Consider the following 20,488-nt stretch of genomic DNA (forward strand, 5'->3'; position numbering starts at 1 on the left):
TTTAAAGTTCTTTTATAATTTAAACAAGAACTTATTTTATATTTTCAAATTCCTCTTTAGACATAAGTACCTGTCTTGGTTTATTTCCATCTCTAGCAGATATTATTCTATTTTTTTCAAGTTCCTCTACTATTCTTGCCGCCCTATTGAATCCTATTCTAAGTCGCCTTTGAAGATATGATGTTGAAACTTGTCCTGTTTCTACTACTATTTTTATAGCCTCATCTAAAAGTTCATCACAATCTTCATTACTCTTAATAGATGTATCACTAGCAAAATTTATATACTCTAATATCTCACTTTCACATTTACTATCAGATTTTATATCCTTTATAAAAGATACAACATTTTCAACCTCTTCCTCTGATATAAATGCTCCTTGAACTCTCTTAGGTTTTGATTCTCCAACTGGATAAAATAACATATCCCCTTTACCTAAAAGTTTTTCTGCCCCTGTTGAATCTAGTATAGTTCTTGAATCTACTTGACTAGATACTGCAAATGATATTCTAGATGGTACATTTGCCTTTATAAGACCTGTTATAACATCAACTGATGGTCTTTGTGTTGCAATTACAAGATGCATACCAGCTGCCCTTGCCATTTGAGCCAACCTACATATATAATCTTCTACATCCCTTGGACATGCCATCATAAGATCAGCAAGTTCATCTATTATTATCACTATATAAGGAAGTTTTTCTTCTACAACTCCTTTTTTAACCAATTCATTGTAAGAATCTACATTTCTAACTCCATTATCTGCAAAAAGCTTATATCTCCTTGTCATTTCATTTACTGCCCAATTTAAAGCTGCAGCCGCCTTTTTAGGATCTGTTACTACTGGAATTAAAAGATGTGGAATTCCATTATATACATTAAGTTCAACAACCTTTGGATCTACCATTAAAAGCTTAACATCTTCTGGCGAATATTTATATAATATACTTACAATAAGTGTATTTATACAAACACTTTTACCTGAACCTGTCGCCCCTGCAATTAAAACATGAGGCATCTTGCTAATATCTGTTACTATACATTTACCAGTAATATCTTTTCCAAGTGCACAAGCAACTTTATAATTATTGTTTTTAAATTCATTAGATTCTAAGATTTCTCTAAAAAATACCGGAGTCTGTTCTTTATTTGGAACTTCTATTCCTATGGCTGATTTACCTGGAATTGGAGCTTCTATTCTAACTCCTTTAGCAGCAAGCCCAAGGGCTATATCATCTGACAAGTTAACTATTTTACTAACCTTTATACCAGCTTTAGGTTGAAGTTCAAATCTAGTCACTGACGGTCCTTTTGTAACCTCTAGAATTTTAGCCTCTACTCCAAAGCTTAATAAAGTTTTTTCTAATTTATCAGCATTTTCCAAAAGCTCTTTTTTTTCATTTTTATCTAGCTTTAAATTAGTGTTTATATTTAAAAGGTCCGCATTTGGTCTAACATATTTCTTATTTTGATACGTTTTACTTTGAATTTCTTGCGTTTTACTTATTACATCTTCATTTCCTCTTATTGGTGAATTTCCTTCTATTTTTTTTATTTTTTGAGTTTTAAATTTATCATCTAATTTATGATGTTGCACTTTAATATCTGCATTTTCTCTAGAATCAGTGTTTATTTTTATCTCACTTTTTTCTTCTAATTCAATAGAACTTTTAGGAGTATTCTTCATAAAATCTAGTATTTTTATTTTACTCTCTATATTTTTTAGAAACTCTTCTTTTTCACTCTCTTCATTATTTACTTTAATTTTTATTTTTTTAGAATCACTTCTACCTTTTTTAGAAACACTATTTCTAACATTAGTTTTATTGTTAATTAGTAACTTAAATAATTTTTTCAAATCATTTATACTATAATCAAAAATAAGAACTGACGCAATAAAATATGCAATTATAAATATTATGTAAAGTCCTATACTTCCAACTAATTTATATATAGGAAACACTATTATAAAGCCTATTATTCCTCCAGTTATCTCATTTTGAGAATTGATTATGTTAGATATTGCATTCATAAAATTATTTGTATCTATACTTTTCATATCCAACAATTGAATTAATAACATTGTAGTTATAACAACTATCGTAACTCCCACAAACTTAGCATTTAGTATTTTTTTTTCCTTTAGAAAATTTAATTTAATTATCACATATATCATATATATAGGTAATGTAAAAGCTCCTACCCCTAGAAGATTCACAAAGATATCTTTAGATATTACACTTAAATATCCAGCCCAATTCGTATAAAGGCTAAACATTAAAATAATACTTATCCCTATCCAAATAACACCGTATATTTCTTTTAAATACTTATCTATTATACTAACATTTTTCTTGCTTTTTTTCTTTTTTGTAGCCACCCTATCACCTCTTACTTGTTTTACTTTATATAAATTCTATGATACATACATAAAACCTTTTATATGCAAAAACTTAACCATAGGAAATCCTATGGTCTTAATTGTTCTTTAGAATCTGCTATTAATTCATTTAGCTTATTTAATGCATCTTTTACGCCACCTACTTCATTAATTAAGCCACACTTTACAGCTTCTTCCCCTATTAATATAGTTCCCATATCGTTTAAAAGCGCATCTGTCTGTAACATCAATTCATTTAATTTTTCTTTTTTTATATTTGATGTCCTAACTACAAAATCATTTATTCGCTCTTGCATTTTATTAAAATATTCAAATGTTTGAGGCACACCTATAATTAAGCCATTCATTCTGATAGGATGAATTATCATAGTTGCAGATGGACATATAAACGAATAATCTGATGATGTTGCCAATGGAACCCCTATAGAATGTCCCCCTCCAATTACAAGAGATACAGTAGGCTTACTCAAACTTCTAATCATTTCAGCTATAGCAAGACCTGCCTCTACATCTCCACCTACTGTATTTAAAACAAAAAGTATCCCTTCCACATTGTCATTTTGTTCTAAATTAATTATTTCAGGTATCATATGTTCATATTTAGTGGTTTTATTTTGTGGTGGTTGAACATTATGTCCTTCTATTTGACCAATTATTGTTACAACTTGTATATTTGAATGATTGTCTTCTTTTGGAACAGTTGTACCTAATTCTTTTATTTCTTCTAAATTTTCATTTTTTATTTCTTTACTCTCATTTTTCATTTAGCATTTCCTCCTAAAACTACATTTAGTTTATACGAAAGATTTGCCTTTTATTCTATTTTTCAATAAAAACTTTATGAAGTGCATTAATAGCATCTCGTACATTTTTAGTTTCTACTAAACACCATATTGTCATATGAGAATCTGCTGTTTGCAAAACTTCTATGTTATATTTATCTAAAGTACTTATTATTTTAGCCATAACTCCTGGAATACCCTTCATTTTTGAACCTACAACTGCTATTGTACTTAATTCATCTATATAAGTATACTTTAATTTATTTTCTTTCATTATTTTTCTAAATGTATCTCGAACTTCTTCACTTATCGTAAAGACTTTTTCTTTCGGAAAAATATTTATTAAATCTAAACTTATTTTATTTTGAGCTAATATTTCTAAAATACTCTTATATTTTTCATTATTTAAGTTATCTTTAAGCTTTATTGAAATTTGTATTCTACCTGAAGTGTGCGTTACTCCAGTTAAAAATCTTGTATCTTCAGTATCCCCAACACTATCTATTACTGTTCCCTCGCTAGAAGACATAGTATTTTTAATTACAAGTGGAACATTACCACGCATTGCAACTTCAACCGCTCTTGGGTGAATTACTTTTGCTCCATGATCTGCTAATTGAAACACTTCATTATAACTTATTTTATCTATAAGCTCAGCAGTTGATACAATTCTTGGATCTGCCGTCATTATACCATCAACATCTGTATATATATCAACTTCACAAGCTTTAAGAGCAACACCCAAAGCAGCAGCTGATGTATCACTACCACCTCTTCCTAAAGTTGTAAAATACCCTTCAATATCTCTACCTTGAAATCCTGCAACTACAGGAACCTTTCCTTTATTTAATATTTCCAAAACTTTTTTGGGAGTTACATCTAAAAAATCAGCTTTTGAATAATTATTATCAGTTAAAATTCCAGCTTGCCCCCCTGTTAAAGGTACTGCATCTATCCCATGCTCAAACAAACAATCACTCATGACAACAGTGCTTATAATTTCTCCACAACTCATAAGCAAATCTGTTCCTTGCTTATTGTTTTCTTTAAAATTATCGCTTATAAGTGACAACAATGTATCAGTTGCATAACTCTCTCCACGTCTTCCCATAGCTGATACAACTAACACAGGAAAATATCCATCACTTATCGCTTTTTTAACCTTTGAAACTACCATTTCTCTTTTATCTTTTGTAGATACTGAAGTTCCTCCAAACTTTTGTATAATTATCTTCACAAAATTCACGCTCCTATAATTTTGTTTTCTTTATTTCATCTTGTTCAACGTCTAATATTATAGTTTTAGCACCTATCCTTTTCACTTTTTCCCACGCAATTTCTAAATACTCATCACCTTGAGAAAACAAACTAAATTTACCACTACCTAAATTAATTATTAAGTAACGTAGCCCCCCATTTTCATCAACTATTATATCATTATTAGAGAGTGAACTATATTTTTCTCCATCATTAATGTTTATTATTTCATATTTTTCTATTTCACTTAAATACTTAACATTTGCCATACAAAATACCCCCTATCATCTTTATAATATATTTAAAAAAAGTATATTGTATGATAAATGATATTTTATTACTCACTAACAAAATAAAAAGGCAATAAAAATTGCCTTAAAATTATCTAGCTTTTTAATTTTAATTATCTTTTTTTTCAGTATTAGCCGCTTCTAAAACATCTTTTCTTGAAAGATTTATTCTTCCTTGAGCGTCTATTTCTACAACCTTAGTTAAAATTTCATCTCCTACAGATACAACATCTTCAACTTTGTTCACCCTTGATGTATCTAATTTAGAAATATGAACCAATCCTTCTTTACCTGGTAATATTTCAACAAAAGCACCGAAAGTAGTTATTTTTACTACTTTTCCTAAGTATACTTCTCCAACCTTAACTTCCTTAGTTAATCCTTCTATTATCTTAATAGCATCCTTAACACCTTGAGCTTCCGAAGAAGATACAAAAACTTTCCCATCTTCTTTTATGTCAATCTTAACTCCAGTGTCTTCAATTATTTTATTTATTGTTTTTCCTCCAGCACCAATTACATCCCTTATTTTTTCTGGATCTATTTGCATAACTGATGTTTTAGGAGCATATTTTGAAACTTCTTTTCTAGCTTCTGGTATACAATCTTTTATTTTATCTAAAATCATAAGTCTTGCTTTTCTAGCTCCCATTATAGCGTCTCTTATAACCTTTGGTGAAAGTCCAGCAATTTTTGTATCAACTTGAATAGATGTAATACCCTCAACTGTTCCTGCAACTTTAAAATCCATATCCCCAAAGAAGTCTTCTAAACCTTGTATATCTGTTAGAACTTCTTCTTCACTTAAGTCTTCTGAAGTTACAAGCCCCATCGCAATACCTGCTGCTGGTCTTTTTATAGGAACACCAGCATCTAATAAAGCTAATGTACTACCACATACTGATGCTTGCGAAGTTGATCCATTTGAACTTAAAACTTCTGAAACAAGCCTTATAGTATATGGGAATTCATCTTGTGATGGTATTAATGGCTCTAACGCTCTTTCAGCTAAAGCACCATGACCTATCTCTCTTCTTCCTGGTCCTCTAAGCGATTTAACTTCTCCTACTGAATATGCTGGGAAGTTATAATGATGCATATATCCCTTGGATTCTTCTTCACCTATACCATCTAAAATTTGTATTTCACCAATAGCTCCTAAAGTTGCCACAGTCATAACTTGTGTAAGTCCTCTAGTAAAAAGCCCCGTTCCATGAGTCCTTGGAAGAATGTCTACTTCACAAGATATATTTCTAACCTCATCAAACGCTCTTCCATCTACTCTTTTCTTTTCCTTAAGAAGCATATTTCTTACTATTTTCTTTTGAAGAGTGTATACTACTTCACCTATATCAGAAATGTTTTCTGGATATTTTTCAGAAAATTCATCCATTATCTTAACTTTAACTTCATCCATTCTTTCATTTCTTGTGTCTCTATCAGTTATATTCATAGCTTCTTTTATCATATCAAATGCAAAAGATTTCACTTCTTCTTCTATAACTTCATCTACCTTATATAATTCTGGAACATCTTTTTCCTTTCCAAACATCTTCATAGCTTCTTCTTGAAATTTAACTATGTCTTGACATTTTTCCATACCAAAAGCTATAGCATCTATCATTGTTTGTTCTGGTATTTCATGTCCACCAGCCTCAATCATCATGACTCTTTCTTTTGTAGCACACACAGTTAATTGCATAGTGCTTTCTTCTCTCTCTTTAGATGTCGGATTTAATATAAATTTTCCATCTATTAATCCTACTTGAACTGCTGCAACCGGTGTTGTAAATGGTATTGATGACAAGCAAAGTGCCATAGATGCCGCATTTATTGCTAAAATTTCTGGCAAATTATCCTTTTCCACAGATACTACTGTACATACAACCTGAACATCATTCCTATATCCCTTTGGAAATAACGGTCTTATTGGTCTATCTACAGCTCTTCCATTTAGTATAGCTTTATCTGTTGGTCTACCTTCCCTTTTTATAAACCCTCCAGGTATTTTTCCTACAGAGTACAATCTTTCTTCATACTCAACAGATAAAGGGAAAAAATCTATTCCTTCTCTTGGGTTCTCTGATGCATTGGCATTTGTTAATATTACAGTATCTCCATAGCTCATTAATATAGATGCATTTGATAGCATACCCAATTTTCCAAATTCAACTTTCATATTTCTTCCAGCTATGTTGACTTCATGTACATTATTCATTTAAATACCTCCTTTCGATATTTAACAAGTTTTTTCATTTATTAATATTTCTAAAATAATAGAGCGGCATAACCGCTCTAATAAATTATCTTCTTAATCCTAATTCTTTGATTATAGCTCTATATCTTTCTATATCTTGGTCAGAAAGATAATTTAATAAGCCTCTTCTTTGACCAACCATCATTAAAAGACCTCTTCTTGAATGGTGATCTTTTTTGTGAAATCTTAAATGATCTGTTAAAGAGTTTATTCTCTCTGTTAATAATGCTATTTGAACTTCTGGAGAACCAGTATCTCCTTCATGTCTTCCATATTTAGCTATAATCTCTTGTTTTTTAGTTTTATCCATTTTAATACCTCCTAAAATTTAACCCCTATATCCAAGAAATAAGCCGGCACCCTCATATCTTAGATTTAGGTTCTATATGATTATATCAAAAGTGATTTTAGTTGTAAACTAAGTTTTATAAAATTATCTTTTCACTTTGATTTTTAGCAAATTTCTTATCCTTTTCAAGTTGTATTTTAAGTTCATCTAAACTTGAAAATTTCTTTTCATCTCTTATTCTATCTAAAAAATAAACCTTTATATTATTATTATAAATATCTTTATTAAAATCTAATATATTAGTCTCTATTGTAATATTTTTTCCATTTACTGTGGGATTATTTCCAACTGATGTAATTCCTTTATATATCTTTCCTTCAACTTCTACGTTTGTATAATAAACACCTATTTTAGGAATTAATATATTTGTTAAAGGTTTTAAATTAGCTGTTGGAAACCCTATAGTTCTACCTAGTCTTCTCCCCCCTACTACTTCTCCTCTTAAAACATATTCTCTTCCAAGCATTTCATTTGCTTTTTTAATTTCCCCTAAAGATATTAGTTCTCTTATTCTTGTTGAACTCACGATTTCATTTTCAATCGTATAAGCTTCTTTTATATATAATTCAAAATCAAACTTTTTACTAAGAGTTTTTAAAAGTTCTAAATCTCCCTTATTCTTATATCCAAATCTATAATTAAAACCAACTACTATACCTTTTATATTAAATTCATGCACTAGATTTTCTATAAAAGCTTCAGGACTTAATTTCATTAACTTCTCATCAAATTCTTTCAAACATAAAATATCTACTCCTAAATTTCCCAAAACTTCTTCTTTTCTTTTATTATCAAGTAATATCTTAGGAGCCTTATCTTTATTAATAATAGTTAATGGATGATTTTTAAACGTATATACCATACTCTTTCCATTATTTTTGTTAGCTAAATTAATAATTTTATCTATAAGAAGTAAATGTCCCTTATGCATTCCATCAAAACTACCTAGAGCAACATATATATTTTCAGAAATTTTTTCATTTAATTTATCATCAATTAAAATCATAGGTCTCTCCTTCAATTGTTTTTTTCTATAAGTAGCTTTTCTATTTTAAATCCACTATCATCTTTTCTTCCAAGACCTATAAATGTATTTAAATCATCATAAACTCTATATAATTTATTGTTTTTTATAATGTCTTTACATAATCTTTTATCATAAACTCGCACTCCATTTACTAAAAGTTTAGTAAATTTATTATTTACAACTATTTTATCGAATCTACATAAAGCTTCTTCAATTGATATAATTCTTTCTTTTACATTCTCCTCATTAAGATCGTCTATATTTAATCCATTTTGTAATGTAAAGTTCCCATTTTTTATACGACATAGCTTTGTCATTGTAGCACCGACACCTAATTCTTCACCAATATCAAAACAAAGACTTCTAATATATGTCCCTTTAGAACAATAGACATCCATACATATTTCATCTTGTATATCTATATTTTCAATCTTATATATTGTTATATCTCTTGCTTCTCTTTTTACCTCTATCCCTTTTCTTGCTAATTCATAAAGCTTTACTCCATTTTGTTTTAAGGCTGAATACATAGGAGGAACTTGCTTTATATTACCAATAAAATTTGAAATAACTCTTATTATTTCTTCTTTATCTACATTAGATGCATCTTTCTCTCTTATTATTTTACCCTCTAAATCATAAGTATCTGTCACTATTCCAAGTTTAAAAGATACCCTATAAGCCTTTTCATTCTCCATCATATAATCTATTATTTTTGTAGCTTTTCCAAGACATATTGGAAGAACTCCAGATGCTTCTGGATCTAATGTTCCAGTATGTCCAACCTTTTTTTCTTTTGTAATTTTTCTAACCCTTGCTACAACGTCAAATGAAGTCATCCCTGTATTTTTTATAATATTTATTACACCGTTCATTTTTATATCAGCTCTTTCTCTAAAAGTCTAACTATTATTTCTTTAGCCTCTTTAATAGTTTTATCTTTTATCAAGGCACCAGATGCCTTTGTATGACCTCCTCCACCTAAAGACTCTGCAATTTTTCTTACATCTAAATCATTTTTAGATCTTAAACTTACCTTTATTCCTATATCTGACTCTTTTAAAAGAACACTACCCTCTATTCCTTTTATTTGATTTCCCATAGAAATTATATCTGATGAATCTTTAATATTTACTTTAGATTCTTCAATCATTTCTTCTGTAACTTGCATTAATGCTATTTTAGAATTACATACAAGCTCCATTTTATTTAAAACTAATCCTATTAGCTTTAATTTTTCGTAGGATTTATTATCAAAAACCTTTTTATGAATTTCTTCATGATTTAATCCATTTTCTATTAAATCACCAGCTATATAATGAGTAACCTTTGTTGTGTTTGAGTATCTATAAGATCCAGTATCAGTCATAAGAGCTGTATATATGCATGTAGCTATGTCATTATTTATTTCTACATTCAAACTTAATAAAAATTCATATATTATTTCTGCTGTAGCCGCTGCCTTTACATTTATAAAATTTATGTTTCCATATCTATCATTAGATAAATGATGGTCTATATTAATGATATTACCTTTAAAACTTTCTAAATCAGCAGATATTCTTTCATAATTACCACAATCTACCACTATAACACAATCTGTTTTTTCTACCGGTTTTGTTATTTCTCCAGTTATTTCTGAACTATACGGCAGAAAGCCTAGGTTATCTCCAATTATATCTTTAGAGATAACATAAGCTTCTTTTCCATAAATTCTGATGCCTTGAAGTAGTGCAAGAGCACTACCTAAGGCATCTCCATCTGGAGAAACATGATATGTTATAGCAATTTTTTTACTACTATCTATTATATCTTTAATGTCTTTAAACATTTTATTTCTCCTTAATTTTTTGTAATAGACTATCTATATGCATTCCTTTATCAATTGAATTATCTAATTCAAATAATACCTCTGGTGTATATCTTAAATTTATTCTATGCCCAAGTTCCTTTCTTACAAATCCAGCAGAATTTTTAAGAGCTAAAAAAGAATTATTCTTTTCTTCTTCATTATTAGAAAATACACTAACAAAAATTTTAGCATACCTTAAATCTTTAGTTACAGATACACTAGTTACAGATACCATTGCAGTAAGTCTTGGATCTTTTATATTATTTCTAATAATATCACTAACTTCTTTCCTAACTTCTTCGTTGATTCTTCCACCTCTATAGTTAGCCATATAAATCACTCCTTAAATTTTTAAAGTTCTTTTCTCTTTATAGCCTCCATAGTATAAGCTTCTATTATATCTCCCTCTTTTATATCATTAAACTTTTCAAGGCTAAATCCACATTCATACCCTGCATTTACCTCTTTAACATCATCCTTGAATCTTTTTAATGAAGCAAGTTTTGAATCTAATATAACTATATTGTCTCTAATAAGTCTAACATCAGCATTTCTTGTAAGTTTACCTGTTAAAACATATCCCCCAGCTATTGTACCCACATTTGAAATTTTAAATGTATTTCTAATTTCTGCAGTTCCTAATACAACTTCTTTATATTCAGGATCTAACATACCTATCATAGCAGATTTTACATCTTCTATAGCATCATATATTATTCTATAAGTTTTAACCTCTACTCCGTCTCTCTCTGCTAAAACCACAGCACTATTTTCTGGTCTTACATTAAATCCAATAACTATTGCATTAGAAGCTGATGCAAGTGTTATATCTGTTTCGGTTATCGCACCTACTGCACCATGAATAACCCTTACCTTTACATCGTCTGTACTAAGTTTTTCTAAAGAGCCTCTTATAGCTTCTATAGAACCTTGAACATCTGCTTTTATTATTACTGATAATTCCTTAACTTTTCCTTCTTTTATTTGGCTATAAAGGTCTTCTAATGATACTTTGTGAGCTGAATTAAAGTTTTCTTGTCTTTCTTTTTCACGTCTAGCTTCAGCCATTTGTCTTGCAGTTTTTTCATCTTTAACAACAGTAAATCTATCTCCTGCAGCTGGAACTTCTGAAAGCCCTAAAACTTCAACTGGTATAGATGGTCCTGCACTTTTTATTTTTTTACCTGCATCATCAAACATAGCCCTTATTCTACCATAAGTTGAACCAACTATTATTGAATCTCCTGCATGTAATGTACCATTTTGAACTAAAAGTGAAGCAACAGCACCTCTACCTTTGTCTAATTTAGCTTCTATTACTGTTCCTTTTCCTTTTCTTGCTGGATTTGCTTTAAGCTCTAACATTTCTGCTGTTAAAACAACCATTTCAAGTAAAGTATCAATATTTAAATTTTGTTTAGCTGATACTGGAACTGCTATTACATCTCCACCCCAATCTTCAACAACCAAGCCATGTTCTGTCAACTCTTGTTTTATCCTGTCTTGATTTGCTCCTTCTCTGTCTATCTTGTTTATAGCAACTATCATAGGAACATCAGCCGCTTTACAGTGATTTATAGCTTCTACTGTTTGTGGCATTATCCCATCATCTGCTGCAACTACCAAAATAACTATATCAGTAATTTGAGCTCCTCTTGCTCTCATAGCTGTGAAAGCTTCATGTCCTGGAGTATCTAAGAACGTTAATTTTTGTCCCTTTATATCGACAGTATAAGCTCCTATATGTTGAGTTATGCCTCCAGCTTCAGTATCTGTAACTTTTGCTTTTCTTATAGCATCTAAAAGTGATGTTTTACCATGGTCAACATGCCCCATTACAGTTATTATAGGAGGTCTACTTTCTAAATTTTCATCTTCTATTTCTTCATCTTCTTCAAAATGTTCTTCTAAAGTAGAATCTTCTTCTTTAACATAAGCTTCTATATCATATTTTTCTGCAACTTTTTTAGCTGTTTCAAAATCAATTTCTTGATTCATAGCAGCCATAACACCTAAAAACATTAATGTTTTAATTACATCGTTAACCGGCTTGTTTATTTGTTCGGCTAAATCTTTAACAGTTATAGTTTCACCAATTTCTATAACTTCTACATCAACCATTTTTTTATCCTGTGATTCATCGCCTTTTCTTTTCTTTTTATGTTTTTTTACTTTTCCAACTTCCTTATTTAAAATATCTTCATACTCATCCACAATAGTTTTTGAAGTTAATTCTGCTAATTTTCCTTCATTACCAGCTAAAAGTTCTTTTATAAGTTCTGCGTCTTCTTCCTCTATAACACTCATATGATTCTTAACTTCAACATTAAATTCATCCATTAATACTTCTATAAGGTCTTTACTAGATACATTTAACTCTTTAGCTAATTCATATACTCTTAGTTTTGACATATATCCACCTCCGAAAATTTTAAAATGAACTAGTTATTTTCATTATAAGACTTTAGTTTATTAGCCATATTTAAGTTTGTAATAGCTAAAATATTTAATTCATTTCTTCCTACACTATATCCAAGTTCTTGCTTTGAAAACTTATTTATATAAGGAATATTATATTTTAAGCAATATTTTAAAAATCTTTCTTTAGTTCGCTCTGATATATCATTAGATAATACTATTAAATATATACTCTTTTTACCTAACGCCTCTTCGCATTTATTATATCCTTCTAAAATATTGCCTGATCTTTTAACTAAGCCTAAAAAATTTAAAAACTTATCCATTTAGTATCTCTTCCTTTAATTTATTATATATATCGTCAGATATATTTGTTTGAAGATTCTTATTTAACCTTTTTGCTTTAAAAGCTTTTTCTAGACACTCTATGTTCTTACAAACATAAGCGCCTCTACCAGATTTTTTTCCTGTTAAGTCTACTAAAACTTCTTCTTCATTAGTCTTTACAACTCTTATAAGTTCCTTTTTAGGTTTCATCTCCATGCATCCATTACACATTCTCATAGGAATTTTTTTAACCTTCACAGACTCACCTCCTAAAACAAAAAGACTATTACTCGTTATCCTCTAAAGCATTTTCTTCATCTATCTTTTCACTTTCTGCTTTAGATTTACTCTTTATATCTATTTTCCATCCTGTAAGTTTAGCTGCTAATCTTACATTTTGCCCTTCTTTTCCTATTGCTAATGACAATTGAGAATCATCAACTATAACCTTCGCTGATTTATTTTCCTCATCAATAATAACATTTATAACTTTTGCTGGGCTTAAAGCATTTGATATATACTCCTCTGGAGTTTTACTCCATTTTATTATATCTATTTTTTCATTTTTAAGTTCGTTTACTATATTTTGAACTCTAACTCCTTTAGGACCTACGCAAGCTCCCATAGCATCTACTGCTTCATCATTAGAATGAACAGCTATTTTCGTTCTAGACCCTGCCTCTCTTGAAATACTTTTAATTTCAACTACACCTTCATATATTTCAGGAACCTCAAGTTCAAAAAGTCTTTTAACAAGCCCTGGATGTGTTCTAGAGCATAATACTGATGCACCCTTTGATGTTTTTTTAACTTCTACTATATAAAGTTTAAGTTTTTCATTAAACACATAACTTTCTCCTGCCATTTGTTCATTAGGTCCTAATATTGCTTCTATTCTTCCTAAATTAACAAAAACATTTCCTTTATCTTTTCTTATAACTGTTCCTGTCATAATGTCAAATTCTTTTTCAGCGAATTCATTATATATTATATTTCTTTCTGATTCTTTAATTCTTTGAATTACCATTTGTTTTGCAAGTTGTGCAGCAACTCTTCCAAAATCTTTAGGAGTAACTTCTATTTCTGCAATATCATCTAATTGAAATATTGGATTTATTGCTTTTGCATCTTCTAAACTTATTTCAGTTATATCATCAAATACTTCTTCAACAACTAATTTTTGAGCAAATACCTTTACTTCCCCTGTTTTAGGTTCTCTTTTAACCTTTACGTTTTGAGCTGCAACACCAGCGTTTGAATAATTCTTTTTATATGCTGCAATTATAGCTTCATCAATAGTTTCTAATAGCGATTCTGCGCTTATTCCTTTTTCTTTAACTATTTCACTTAATGCTCCTAGAAATTCTTCGTTCATTTTTAATAATCCTCCTTAAATTATATTTCACCCTCTAGATTAGCACTTTTTATTTTATCTTTAGGAACATTAATTTCATTTCCTTCAACTTCTAGTACTATTACATCTGTTTTATTATCTTTTAATATACCTTGTATATTTTTATTTCCATCTATAACCTTTGTGAAAACAATTTTTACATTACTGCCTAAAAATTTATTAAAATGCTCATCTTTATACAGTTTTCTATTTAGTCCTGGAGATGATACTTCTAAATAATATGGATCTTTTATAGGATCCTTTTCATCTAAAAGTTCACTTATTCTTCTACTTACAGTTTCACAATCATTTAATGATATTCTACCATTTTCTTTATCTATGTATAATCTTAGATAATATTCATTGTTCTCTTTAACATATTCTATATGATAAAGTTCATAATTTAAACTATTTATTATAGGTAAAAACATCTCTTCTAAGTCTAAAAGAAACTTTTCTTTTTTCATTATATTTTGTTCCTCCTTATTAAATTTTGTTATATTATACCCTATTTAACGACATACAAATCAAAAGTATGGAAAAACGCAACTTATAAATTATATAGTTGCGTTACAAACAGAAAGAGCGGGTTTTAACCCCACTCCTTAACTTCTTAATAGTAAAACTTATATTATTATAATATCATAGTTAAGTTTATATTACAATAGCATTTTAAAACTAACCAAACAAACTTAACTGATTACTCTCTTGCATTCCATTTAAACATCCATGTATACTCAACGTTTCTATTACTGTTTTTGATACTTTTGCCCTTATTCTTAAATCCTCTTTAGATATAAATTCCCCATTTTCTCTACATTCAACAATACTTTTAGCAGCATTTTCCCCAACTCCTTGAAGGGCATTTATAGGAGGTCTTATACCATCTTCCTCTATTTTAAATTTAGTTGCTTCTGATTTGTAAATATCTACTTTTAAAAATTTTAAACCTCTCTTATACATTTCAAAGGATAATTCTAAAATAGTTAAAAGCCCTTTATCTTTTTGTGTCAAATTATTACCTAATGAATACAATTCATCCATCTTATTTTTTATAGCTTTTTCTCCTTTACATATAAGCTCTGCATCAAAATCATCAGCTCTCACCGAAAAATATGTTGTGTAATAGGCTTCTGGATAATAAACTTTAAAATATGCTATTCTAACTGCCATCATAACATAAGCAACTGCATGCCCTTTTGGAAACATGTATTTTATCCTTTTACAAGATTCTATATACCAATCTGGTACTTTGTTTTCTCTCATTACCTTTTCATCATCCTCACTTAATCCCTTACCTTTTCTAACTTTCTCCATTATAGTAAAGGACATTTTAGGAGGAACCCCTTGATACATAAGATAAACCATAATATCATCTCTTGTAGCTATGCAATCTTTTAATGTTGTATAACCTTCCTTTATAAAATACTGCGCGTTATTAAGCCATACGTCTGTCCCGTGTGAAAGTCCTGATATTCTAACTAAATCTGCAAAAGATTTTGGCTGTGTGTCTAAAAGCATCTGTCTTACAAATTTCGTTCCAAACTCAGGAAGACCATAACTTCCAACTTCACACTCTAATTCCTCTTTAGTTACTCCTAATGCATCTGGTTTTGTAAAAAGACTTATGACCTTTTCATCATTTAAAGGTATAGTTTTAGGATTAACTCCAGTTAAATCTTGAAGCATTCTTAAAACAGTCGGATCATCGTGTCCTAATATATCTAATTTTAATAATCTACCACTTATAGAATGATAATCAAAATGAGTTGTTACTATATCTGATGTTGTATCATCTGCTGGTCTTTGAATAGGACAAAAATTAAATATTTCATTATCATTTGGAACAACCATTATCCCACCTGGATGTTGTCCTGTAGTTCTTTTTATCCCAGTACAACCAATAGTCAATCTCTCTATTTCAGCATTAGATACTACTTTATCCCTTTCTTGAAGATACTTTTTAACAAATCCATAAGCAGTTTTTTCAGCAACCGTTCCAATTGTTCCTGCTTTAAAAGTATATCCTTTTCCAAAAAGTACTTCTGTATATTTATGAACTACTCCTTGATATTCTCCCGAAAAGTTTAAATCTATATCAGGTTCTTTATCTCCTTCAAACCCCAAAAAAGTTTCAAAAGGTATATCATGACCATCTCTTATATATTCACTTCCACAATCTGGGCACTTTTTATTTGGAAGATCTGCTCCCGAGCTCACCGAACCATCTAAGAAAAATTCAGATTTTTTACAGTTAGGACATACATAATGTGGTGGTAAACCATTTACCTCTGTAATTCCAGACATTGTAGCTACAAAAGATGATCCAACTGAACCTCTTGAGCCTACCAAGTAACCATCCTCTAAAGATTTTGCAACTAATTTTTGTGCTATAAGATATAAGACTGCATAGCCATTATTTATTATAGAATTTAATTCTTTATCTAGCCTTTTTTGAACAACCTCAGGTAAATTATCCCCATAAATAGAATGAACTTTATCTAAAGTCATTTTTCTTATATCATCCTCTGCTCCTTCTATTTTAGGAGGATAAGTTTCATCTGGAATTGGTTTTATAACATCTATCATATCAGCAATTTTTTGAGTATTATAAATAACAACTTCCTTTGCTATCTCCTTTCCAAAGTACGAAAATTCTTTAAGCATTTCATTTGTAGTTCTAAAATATAGAGGTGGTTGATTATCAGCATCACTAAACCCCTGTCCTGCCATAATTATTCTTCTAAACACTTCATCTTTTGGTTCTAGAAAATGAACATCACAAGTTGCAACAGTTAATTTTTTCATCTCTTTCCCCAAATCATAAATTTTCTTATTTATTTGTTTAAGTTCCTCCTCATCTTTAACACTTCCATTTCTTATAAGATGAGCATTGTTTTCTATTGGTTGTATTTCTAAATAATCATAAAAAGATGCTATTTCTTTAATTTCATCATCTGATTTTCCTTCTAAAACTGCCTTATAAACTTGCCCAGCTTCACAAGCAGCACCAATTATAAGCCCTTCTTTATATTCACTTATAATACTCTTTGGAAGTCTTGGCCTCTTAAAGAAATAATCTAAGTGAGCTTTTGATATCAATTTATATAAATTCTTAAGACCTACTTGATTTTTAGCCAATATTATTATGTGATACGTTGGCTGTTTTTTTATATCAACATTATTTAAAAATTCCTTATTTAAAGATTTTATATCATAAATTTTTTTCTCTTCTTCTAGTTTTTTTAAAGATATTAAAAGTATATCTGCAGTCGCTTTAGCATCATCTACTGCTCTATGATGATTTTCTAAACTTACACCTAAATGTTTCGCAACAGTATTTAATTTAACTCTTTTAAGTTCTGGATACAAAAATCTAGCTAGAGGTACAGTATCCATTATTGGATTTGTTAATTTATCAAGTTTTAAATTTTGTATATTCTTATTTATAAAACACATATCAAAATTAGCATTATGGGCTACTATAATACTTTCTCCTATAAACTTTATAAATTCTGGCAAAACCTTATCTATAGTTGGTTCATTTTCTACCATCTCATCTGTTATTCCAGTAAGCTCTGTTATTTTATATGGAATTGAATCTTGAGGATTTACAAAACAACTAAATCTGTCTATTATTTCATATCCCTTAATTTTCACTGCACCAATCTCTATTATCTTATCATTTTTGCTTGAAAATCCTGTTGTTTCTATATCAAATACCACAAATTCATCTGAAAATTTTGCATCATTTTCATTTATTACAATAGGTGTTCCATTATCAACTAAATATCCTTCAACCCCATATATAACTTTTATATTATTTTTTTTCGCTGCAATTTGAGCATCTGGAAATGCCTGTACCACTCCATGATCTGTTATCGCAATTGCTTTATGACCAAATTTAGCTGCCTTTTCAATTATTTTACCAACAGAAGTTATACCATCCATACTACTCATATTAGTATGAAGGTGAAGTTCTACCCTTTTTTCTTCTGATGTATCCATTCTTTCTGTTTTAGTCATTTTAAATACATCCCTTGCCATTATTACTACTTCCTTAGCATAAGGATCCATTATAGCTTCTCCTCGAACTTTACAATAAAGACCTTTTTTAATATTTTCTAAAACTGTTTCTTGTTCTTTAGGCTTTATAAAACATTTAACCGATATAGAACTGCTATAATCTGTTATAAAAAATGTTAATATTATTCTTCCTGTTTTAGTTTCAAATATTTCTGTTTTAAATACTTCTCCAACCACCGTAACTATTCCAGAGGTATCATTTATACTTTCAATTAAAACAGGCTCATCTTTAATATTTCTGCCCAAAATATTATTTTCACTCTTTGGCTCACTTTTTCTATCTTCATAAGTGTATTTTGGCTTTTTATCTTCTTTTTTTACTTCTTTTGGTTTAGAAATTTCATTTTTAATTTGTGTGTTTGATAAAGCATTTTGAACAATTTTTAAATTTTCATTTAATTTAATTTTCTCATAATCTTCTATTTTCAATGATTCATCATATTTGAAATTGATTTTAACATTTATTCCAAATAGAGTTTTTATTTTATCTACTATTTCTTCTTCTATTTTTTTCTTTTTTATAAATTCACACAAAAAGTTTATTCCACTTGATATTTCTATATAATTTTTTTCTATATTCCTTTTTGAATCCATTAAAATTCCTTTTAAAATAGGATGTTTGTTAATTATTGTTTGTACTATATCTAACCAATATTTATTTATAATTTCATCTAAAGACAAACTGGATGCATCTATATAGCAAATTATCTCTATATCTATATTCATTTGCAAAGTTTCTAATATGTATTTTTTTATAAAATCTTCCTGTTCTTTAGATATATTCTTATCAGATTTTATAAGTATTCTTAAAATATTGTTTTTCTTTAAAAGTTGGAATTTGTGTATAGAAAACTCTAAATCCTCTAATTCCGCTTGGGAACTCAAATATTTATTCATTTTCCCTATAAACTCTGTGCCCAAAATTAAATCCTCCCCTTAAATTCTTTATAAATATTATAAAGAAGGGATATCCCTTCTTTACTTTAAAGTGTTTCTATAATTTTTATAAGTTCTTCAACTAAATCCTCTTCTTTAACTTTTTTTACTATTTTTCCTTTTCTAAATATAAGACCTTCACCAATTCCACCTGCTATTCCAATATCTGCATCTTTAGCTTCTCCCGGTCCATTAACAACACATCCCATAACAGCAACCTTTATTGACTTATTACAATTTTCTAATCTATTCTCGACCTCTTTTGCAATATTTATAAGATCTATTTGAGTTCTACCACATGTTGGACAAGATATAAATTCTATTCCTTCTTTTATTTGTCCAAAATTTTTAAGTATTTCACGTCCTACTTTTATTTCCTCGACTGGGTCTCCCGTTAAAGAAACCCTTATAGTATCTCCGATACCTTCTGATAATAACGCTCCAAGACCGATTGCTGATTTTATAGTTCCTCTCCATGGTGTTCCCGCTTCTGTAACTCCTAGATGAAGAGGATAATCGAATTTTTGTGATGCTAACCTATAACTATTTATCATAGTTTCTATATTTGATGATTTAATAGATACAACTATATCATTAAAATTTACTTCTTCTAATATCTTTATATGAGTTAAAGCACTTTCAACCAAAGCTTCTGGAACTACCTTACCATACTTTTGTAAAATTTCTTTTGAAAGAGATCCTGAATTTACACCTATTCTAATTGGGATTTTTTTTTCCATACAAGCTTTAGCTAAAATTTCTACTTTTTCTCTACTTCCAATATTACCTGGATTTATCCTAAGTGCAGATACTCCATTTTTTATTGATTCTAAAGCTAATTTATAATCAAAATGAATATCTGCTACTAAAGGAATATCTATTTTCTCTACAATCTTTTTTATAGCTCTTGCAGCTTCCATGTCTAAAACTGCACATCTAACTATATCGCACCCTGCATCTTGCAGTTTTCTTATCTGCTTTATAGTAGCCTCCACATCTCTAGTATCTGTATTTGTCATTGATTGAACAGAAATTCTATTATCACCACCAACAAGCACATTACCAACCTTCACGACTTTGGTTTTTCTTCTTTCCATTTTATTTATCAACTCC

The 20,488-nt window shown here is 29.3% G+C and carries 17 protein-coding genes; all 17 read right to left on the reverse strand.

What is annotated here, in order from left to right; genetic code table 11:
- Positions 1 to 31 precede the first annotated feature (31 nt).
- The 17 genes from HH195_RS06675 to ispG all read right to left on the reverse strand — a co-directional run bounded on the left by HH195_RS06675 (position 32) and on the right by ispG (position 20,472).
- Positions 32 to 2,278: a DNA translocase FtsK gene (locus HH195_RS06675; RefSeq protein WP_196371915.1), complete on the reverse strand. Its 2,247-nt coding sequence runs from the start codon at positions 2,276 to 2,278 to the stop codon at positions 32 to 34.
- Positions 2,279 to 2,469: 191 nt separating this feature from the next.
- Entirely contained in the window at positions 2,470 to 3,165 is a 696-nt protein-coding gene (locus HH195_RS06680) for a ClpP family protease (RefSeq protein WP_196370368.1), read from the reverse strand.
- 55 nt (positions 3,166 to 3,220) lie between these two features.
- Positions 3,221 to 4,420: an aspartate kinase gene (gene dapG, locus HH195_RS06685; RefSeq protein ID WP_196370370.1), complete on the reverse strand. Its 1,200-nt coding sequence runs from the start codon at positions 4,418 to 4,420 to the stop codon at positions 3,221 to 3,223.
- 13 nt (positions 4,421 to 4,433) lie between these two features.
- Entirely contained in the window at positions 4,434 to 4,709 is a 276-nt protein-coding gene (locus HH195_RS06690) for a YlmC/YmxH family sporulation protein (protein ID WP_196370372.1), read from the reverse strand.
- 130 nt (positions 4,710 to 4,839) lie between these two features.
- Complete coding sequence (locus tag HH195_RS06695; protein ID WP_196370374.1) at positions 4,840 to 6,948, reverse strand: polyribonucleotide nucleotidyltransferase; 2,109 nt, start codon at positions 6,946 to 6,948, stop codon at positions 4,840 to 4,842.
- Between the two features lie 85 nt (positions 6,949 to 7,033).
- Positions 7,034 to 7,297 (reverse strand): 30S ribosomal protein S15, encoded by a 264-nt coding sequence (gene rpsO / locus HH195_RS06700; protein ID WP_082412286.1) that lies wholly within the window; start codon positions 7,295 to 7,297, stop codon positions 7,034 to 7,036.
- Positions 7,298 to 7,412: 115 nt separating this feature from the next.
- A complete protein-coding gene (locus tag HH195_RS06705; RefSeq protein WP_196370376.1) occupies positions 7,413 to 8,342 on the reverse strand; it encodes a bifunctional riboflavin kinase/FAD synthetase in 930 nt (309 codons plus the stop codon).
- 11 nt (positions 8,343 to 8,353) lie between these two features.
- Entirely contained in the window at positions 8,354 to 9,238 is an 885-nt protein-coding gene (gene truB / locus HH195_RS06710) for a tRNA pseudouridine(55) synthase TruB (protein ID WP_196370378.1), read from the reverse strand.
- A 2-nt stretch (positions 9,239 to 9,240) separates the two neighbouring features.
- On the reverse strand, positions 9,241 to 10,194 hold the full coding sequence (locus HH195_RS06715) for a DHH family phosphoesterase (protein WP_112365661.1): 954 nt from the start codon (positions 10,192 to 10,194) through the stop codon (positions 9,241 to 9,243).
- 1 nt (position 10,195) lies between these two features.
- Complete coding sequence (rbfA, locus tag HH195_RS06720; protein WP_055257153.1) at positions 10,196 to 10,546, reverse strand: 30S ribosome-binding factor RbfA; 351 nt, start codon at positions 10,544 to 10,546, stop codon at positions 10,196 to 10,198.
- A 20-nt stretch (positions 10,547 to 10,566) separates the two neighbouring features.
- Complete coding sequence (infB, locus tag HH195_RS06725; protein ID WP_055257154.1) at positions 10,567 to 12,627, reverse strand: translation initiation factor IF-2; 2,061 nt, start codon at positions 12,625 to 12,627, stop codon at positions 10,567 to 10,569.
- Between the two features lie 29 nt (positions 12,628 to 12,656).
- Positions 12,657 to 12,959, reverse strand: coding sequence for a ribosomal L7Ae/L30e/S12e/Gadd45 family protein (locus HH195_RS06730; RefSeq protein WP_058991936.1), 303 nt, complete (start codon positions 12,957 to 12,959; stop codon positions 12,657 to 12,659).
- Complete coding sequence (gene rnpM / locus HH195_RS06735) at positions 12,952 to 13,218, reverse strand: RNase P modulator RnpM (protein ID WP_196370380.1); 267 nt, start codon at positions 13,216 to 13,218, stop codon at positions 12,952 to 12,954. Before rnpM ends, HH195_RS06730 begins: the two co-directional genes overlap by 8 nt.
- Before the next feature lie 28 nt (positions 13,219 to 13,246).
- Positions 13,247 to 14,335 (reverse strand): transcription termination factor NusA, encoded by a 1,089-nt coding sequence (nusA, locus tag HH195_RS06740; protein ID WP_196370382.1) that lies wholly within the window; start codon positions 14,333 to 14,335, stop codon positions 13,247 to 13,249.
- Between the two features lie 20 nt (positions 14,336 to 14,355).
- Complete coding sequence (gene rimP, locus HH195_RS06745; RefSeq protein ID WP_055257158.1) at positions 14,356 to 14,820, reverse strand: ribosome maturation factor RimP; 465 nt, start codon at positions 14,818 to 14,820, stop codon at positions 14,356 to 14,358.
- 211 nt (positions 14,821 to 15,031) lie between these two features.
- Positions 15,032 to 19,336 (reverse strand): PolC-type DNA polymerase III, encoded by a 4,305-nt coding sequence (locus HH195_RS06750; protein WP_196371916.1) that lies wholly within the window; start codon positions 19,334 to 19,336, stop codon positions 15,032 to 15,034.
- An 86-nt stretch (positions 19,337 to 19,422) separates the two neighbouring features.
- Complete coding sequence (ispG, locus tag HH195_RS06755) at positions 19,423 to 20,472, reverse strand: flavodoxin-dependent (E)-4-hydroxy-3-methylbut-2-enyl-diphosphate synthase (protein ID WP_055257159.1); 1,050 nt, start codon at positions 20,470 to 20,472, stop codon at positions 19,423 to 19,425.
- Positions 20,473 to 20,488 lie beyond the last annotated feature (16 nt).

The sequence above is a fragment of the Candidatus Sarcina troglodytae genome (assembly GCF_015708635.1).
GTDB classification, from domain to species: domain Bacteria; phylum Bacillota; class Clostridia; order Clostridiales; family Clostridiaceae; genus Sarcina; species Sarcina ventriculi.

Bases quoted from the DNA above. Each gene is read 5' to 3' on its own strand.
- HH195_RS06675 (WP_196371915.1), bottom strand. From the start codon at position 2,278: ATGTTTAGCCTTTATACGAATTGGGCTGGATATTTAAGTGTAATATCT.
- HH195_RS06680 (WP_196370368.1), bottom strand. From the start codon at position 3,165: ATGAAAAATGAGAGTAAAGAAATAAAAAATGAAAATTTAGAAGAAATA.
- HH195_RS06690 (WP_196370372.1), bottom strand. From the start codon at position 4,709: ATGGCAAATGTTAAGTATTTAAGTGAAATAGAAAAATATGAAATAATA.
- HH195_RS06695 (WP_196370374.1), bottom strand. From the start codon at position 6,948: ATGAATAATGTACATGAAGTCAACATAGCTGGAAGAAATATGAAAGTT.
- rpsO (WP_082412286.1), bottom strand. From the start codon at position 7,297: ATGGATAAAACTAAAAAACAAGAGATTATAGCTAAATATGGAAGACAT.
- HH195_RS06705 (WP_196370376.1), bottom strand. From the start codon at position 8,342: ATGATTTTAATTGATGATAAATTAAATGAAAAAATTTCTGAAAATATA.
- truB (WP_196370378.1), bottom strand. From the start codon at position 9,238: ATGAACGGTGTAATAAATATTATAAAAAATACAGGGATGACTTCATTT.
- HH195_RS06715 (WP_112365661.1), bottom strand. From the start codon at position 10,194: ATGTTTAAAGACATTAAAGATATAATAGATAGTAGTAAAAAAATTGCT.
- rbfA (WP_055257153.1), bottom strand. From the start codon at position 10,546: ATGGCTAACTATAGAGGTGGAAGAATCAACGAAGAAGTTAGGAAAGAA.
- infB (WP_055257154.1), bottom strand. From the start codon at position 12,627: ATGTCAAAACTAAGAGTATATGAATTAGCTAAAGAGTTAAATGTATCT.
- HH195_RS06730 (WP_058991936.1), bottom strand. From the start codon at position 12,959: ATGGATAAGTTTTTAAATTTTTTAGGCTTAGTTAAAAGATCAGGCAAT.
- nusA (WP_196370382.1), bottom strand. From the start codon at position 14,335: ATGAACGAAGAATTTCTAGGAGCATTAAGTGAAATAGTTAAAGAAAAA.
- rimP (WP_055257158.1), bottom strand. From the start codon at position 14,820: ATGAAAAAAGAAAAGTTTCTTTTAGACTTAGAAGAGATGTTTTTACCT.
- HH195_RS06750 (WP_196371916.1), bottom strand. From the start codon at position 19,336: ATGAATAAATATTTGAGTTCCCAAGCGGAATTAGAGGATTTAGAGTTT.
- ispG (WP_055257159.1), bottom strand. From the start codon at position 20,472: ATGGAAAGAAGAAAAACCAAAGTCGTGAAGGTTGGTAATGTGCTTGTT.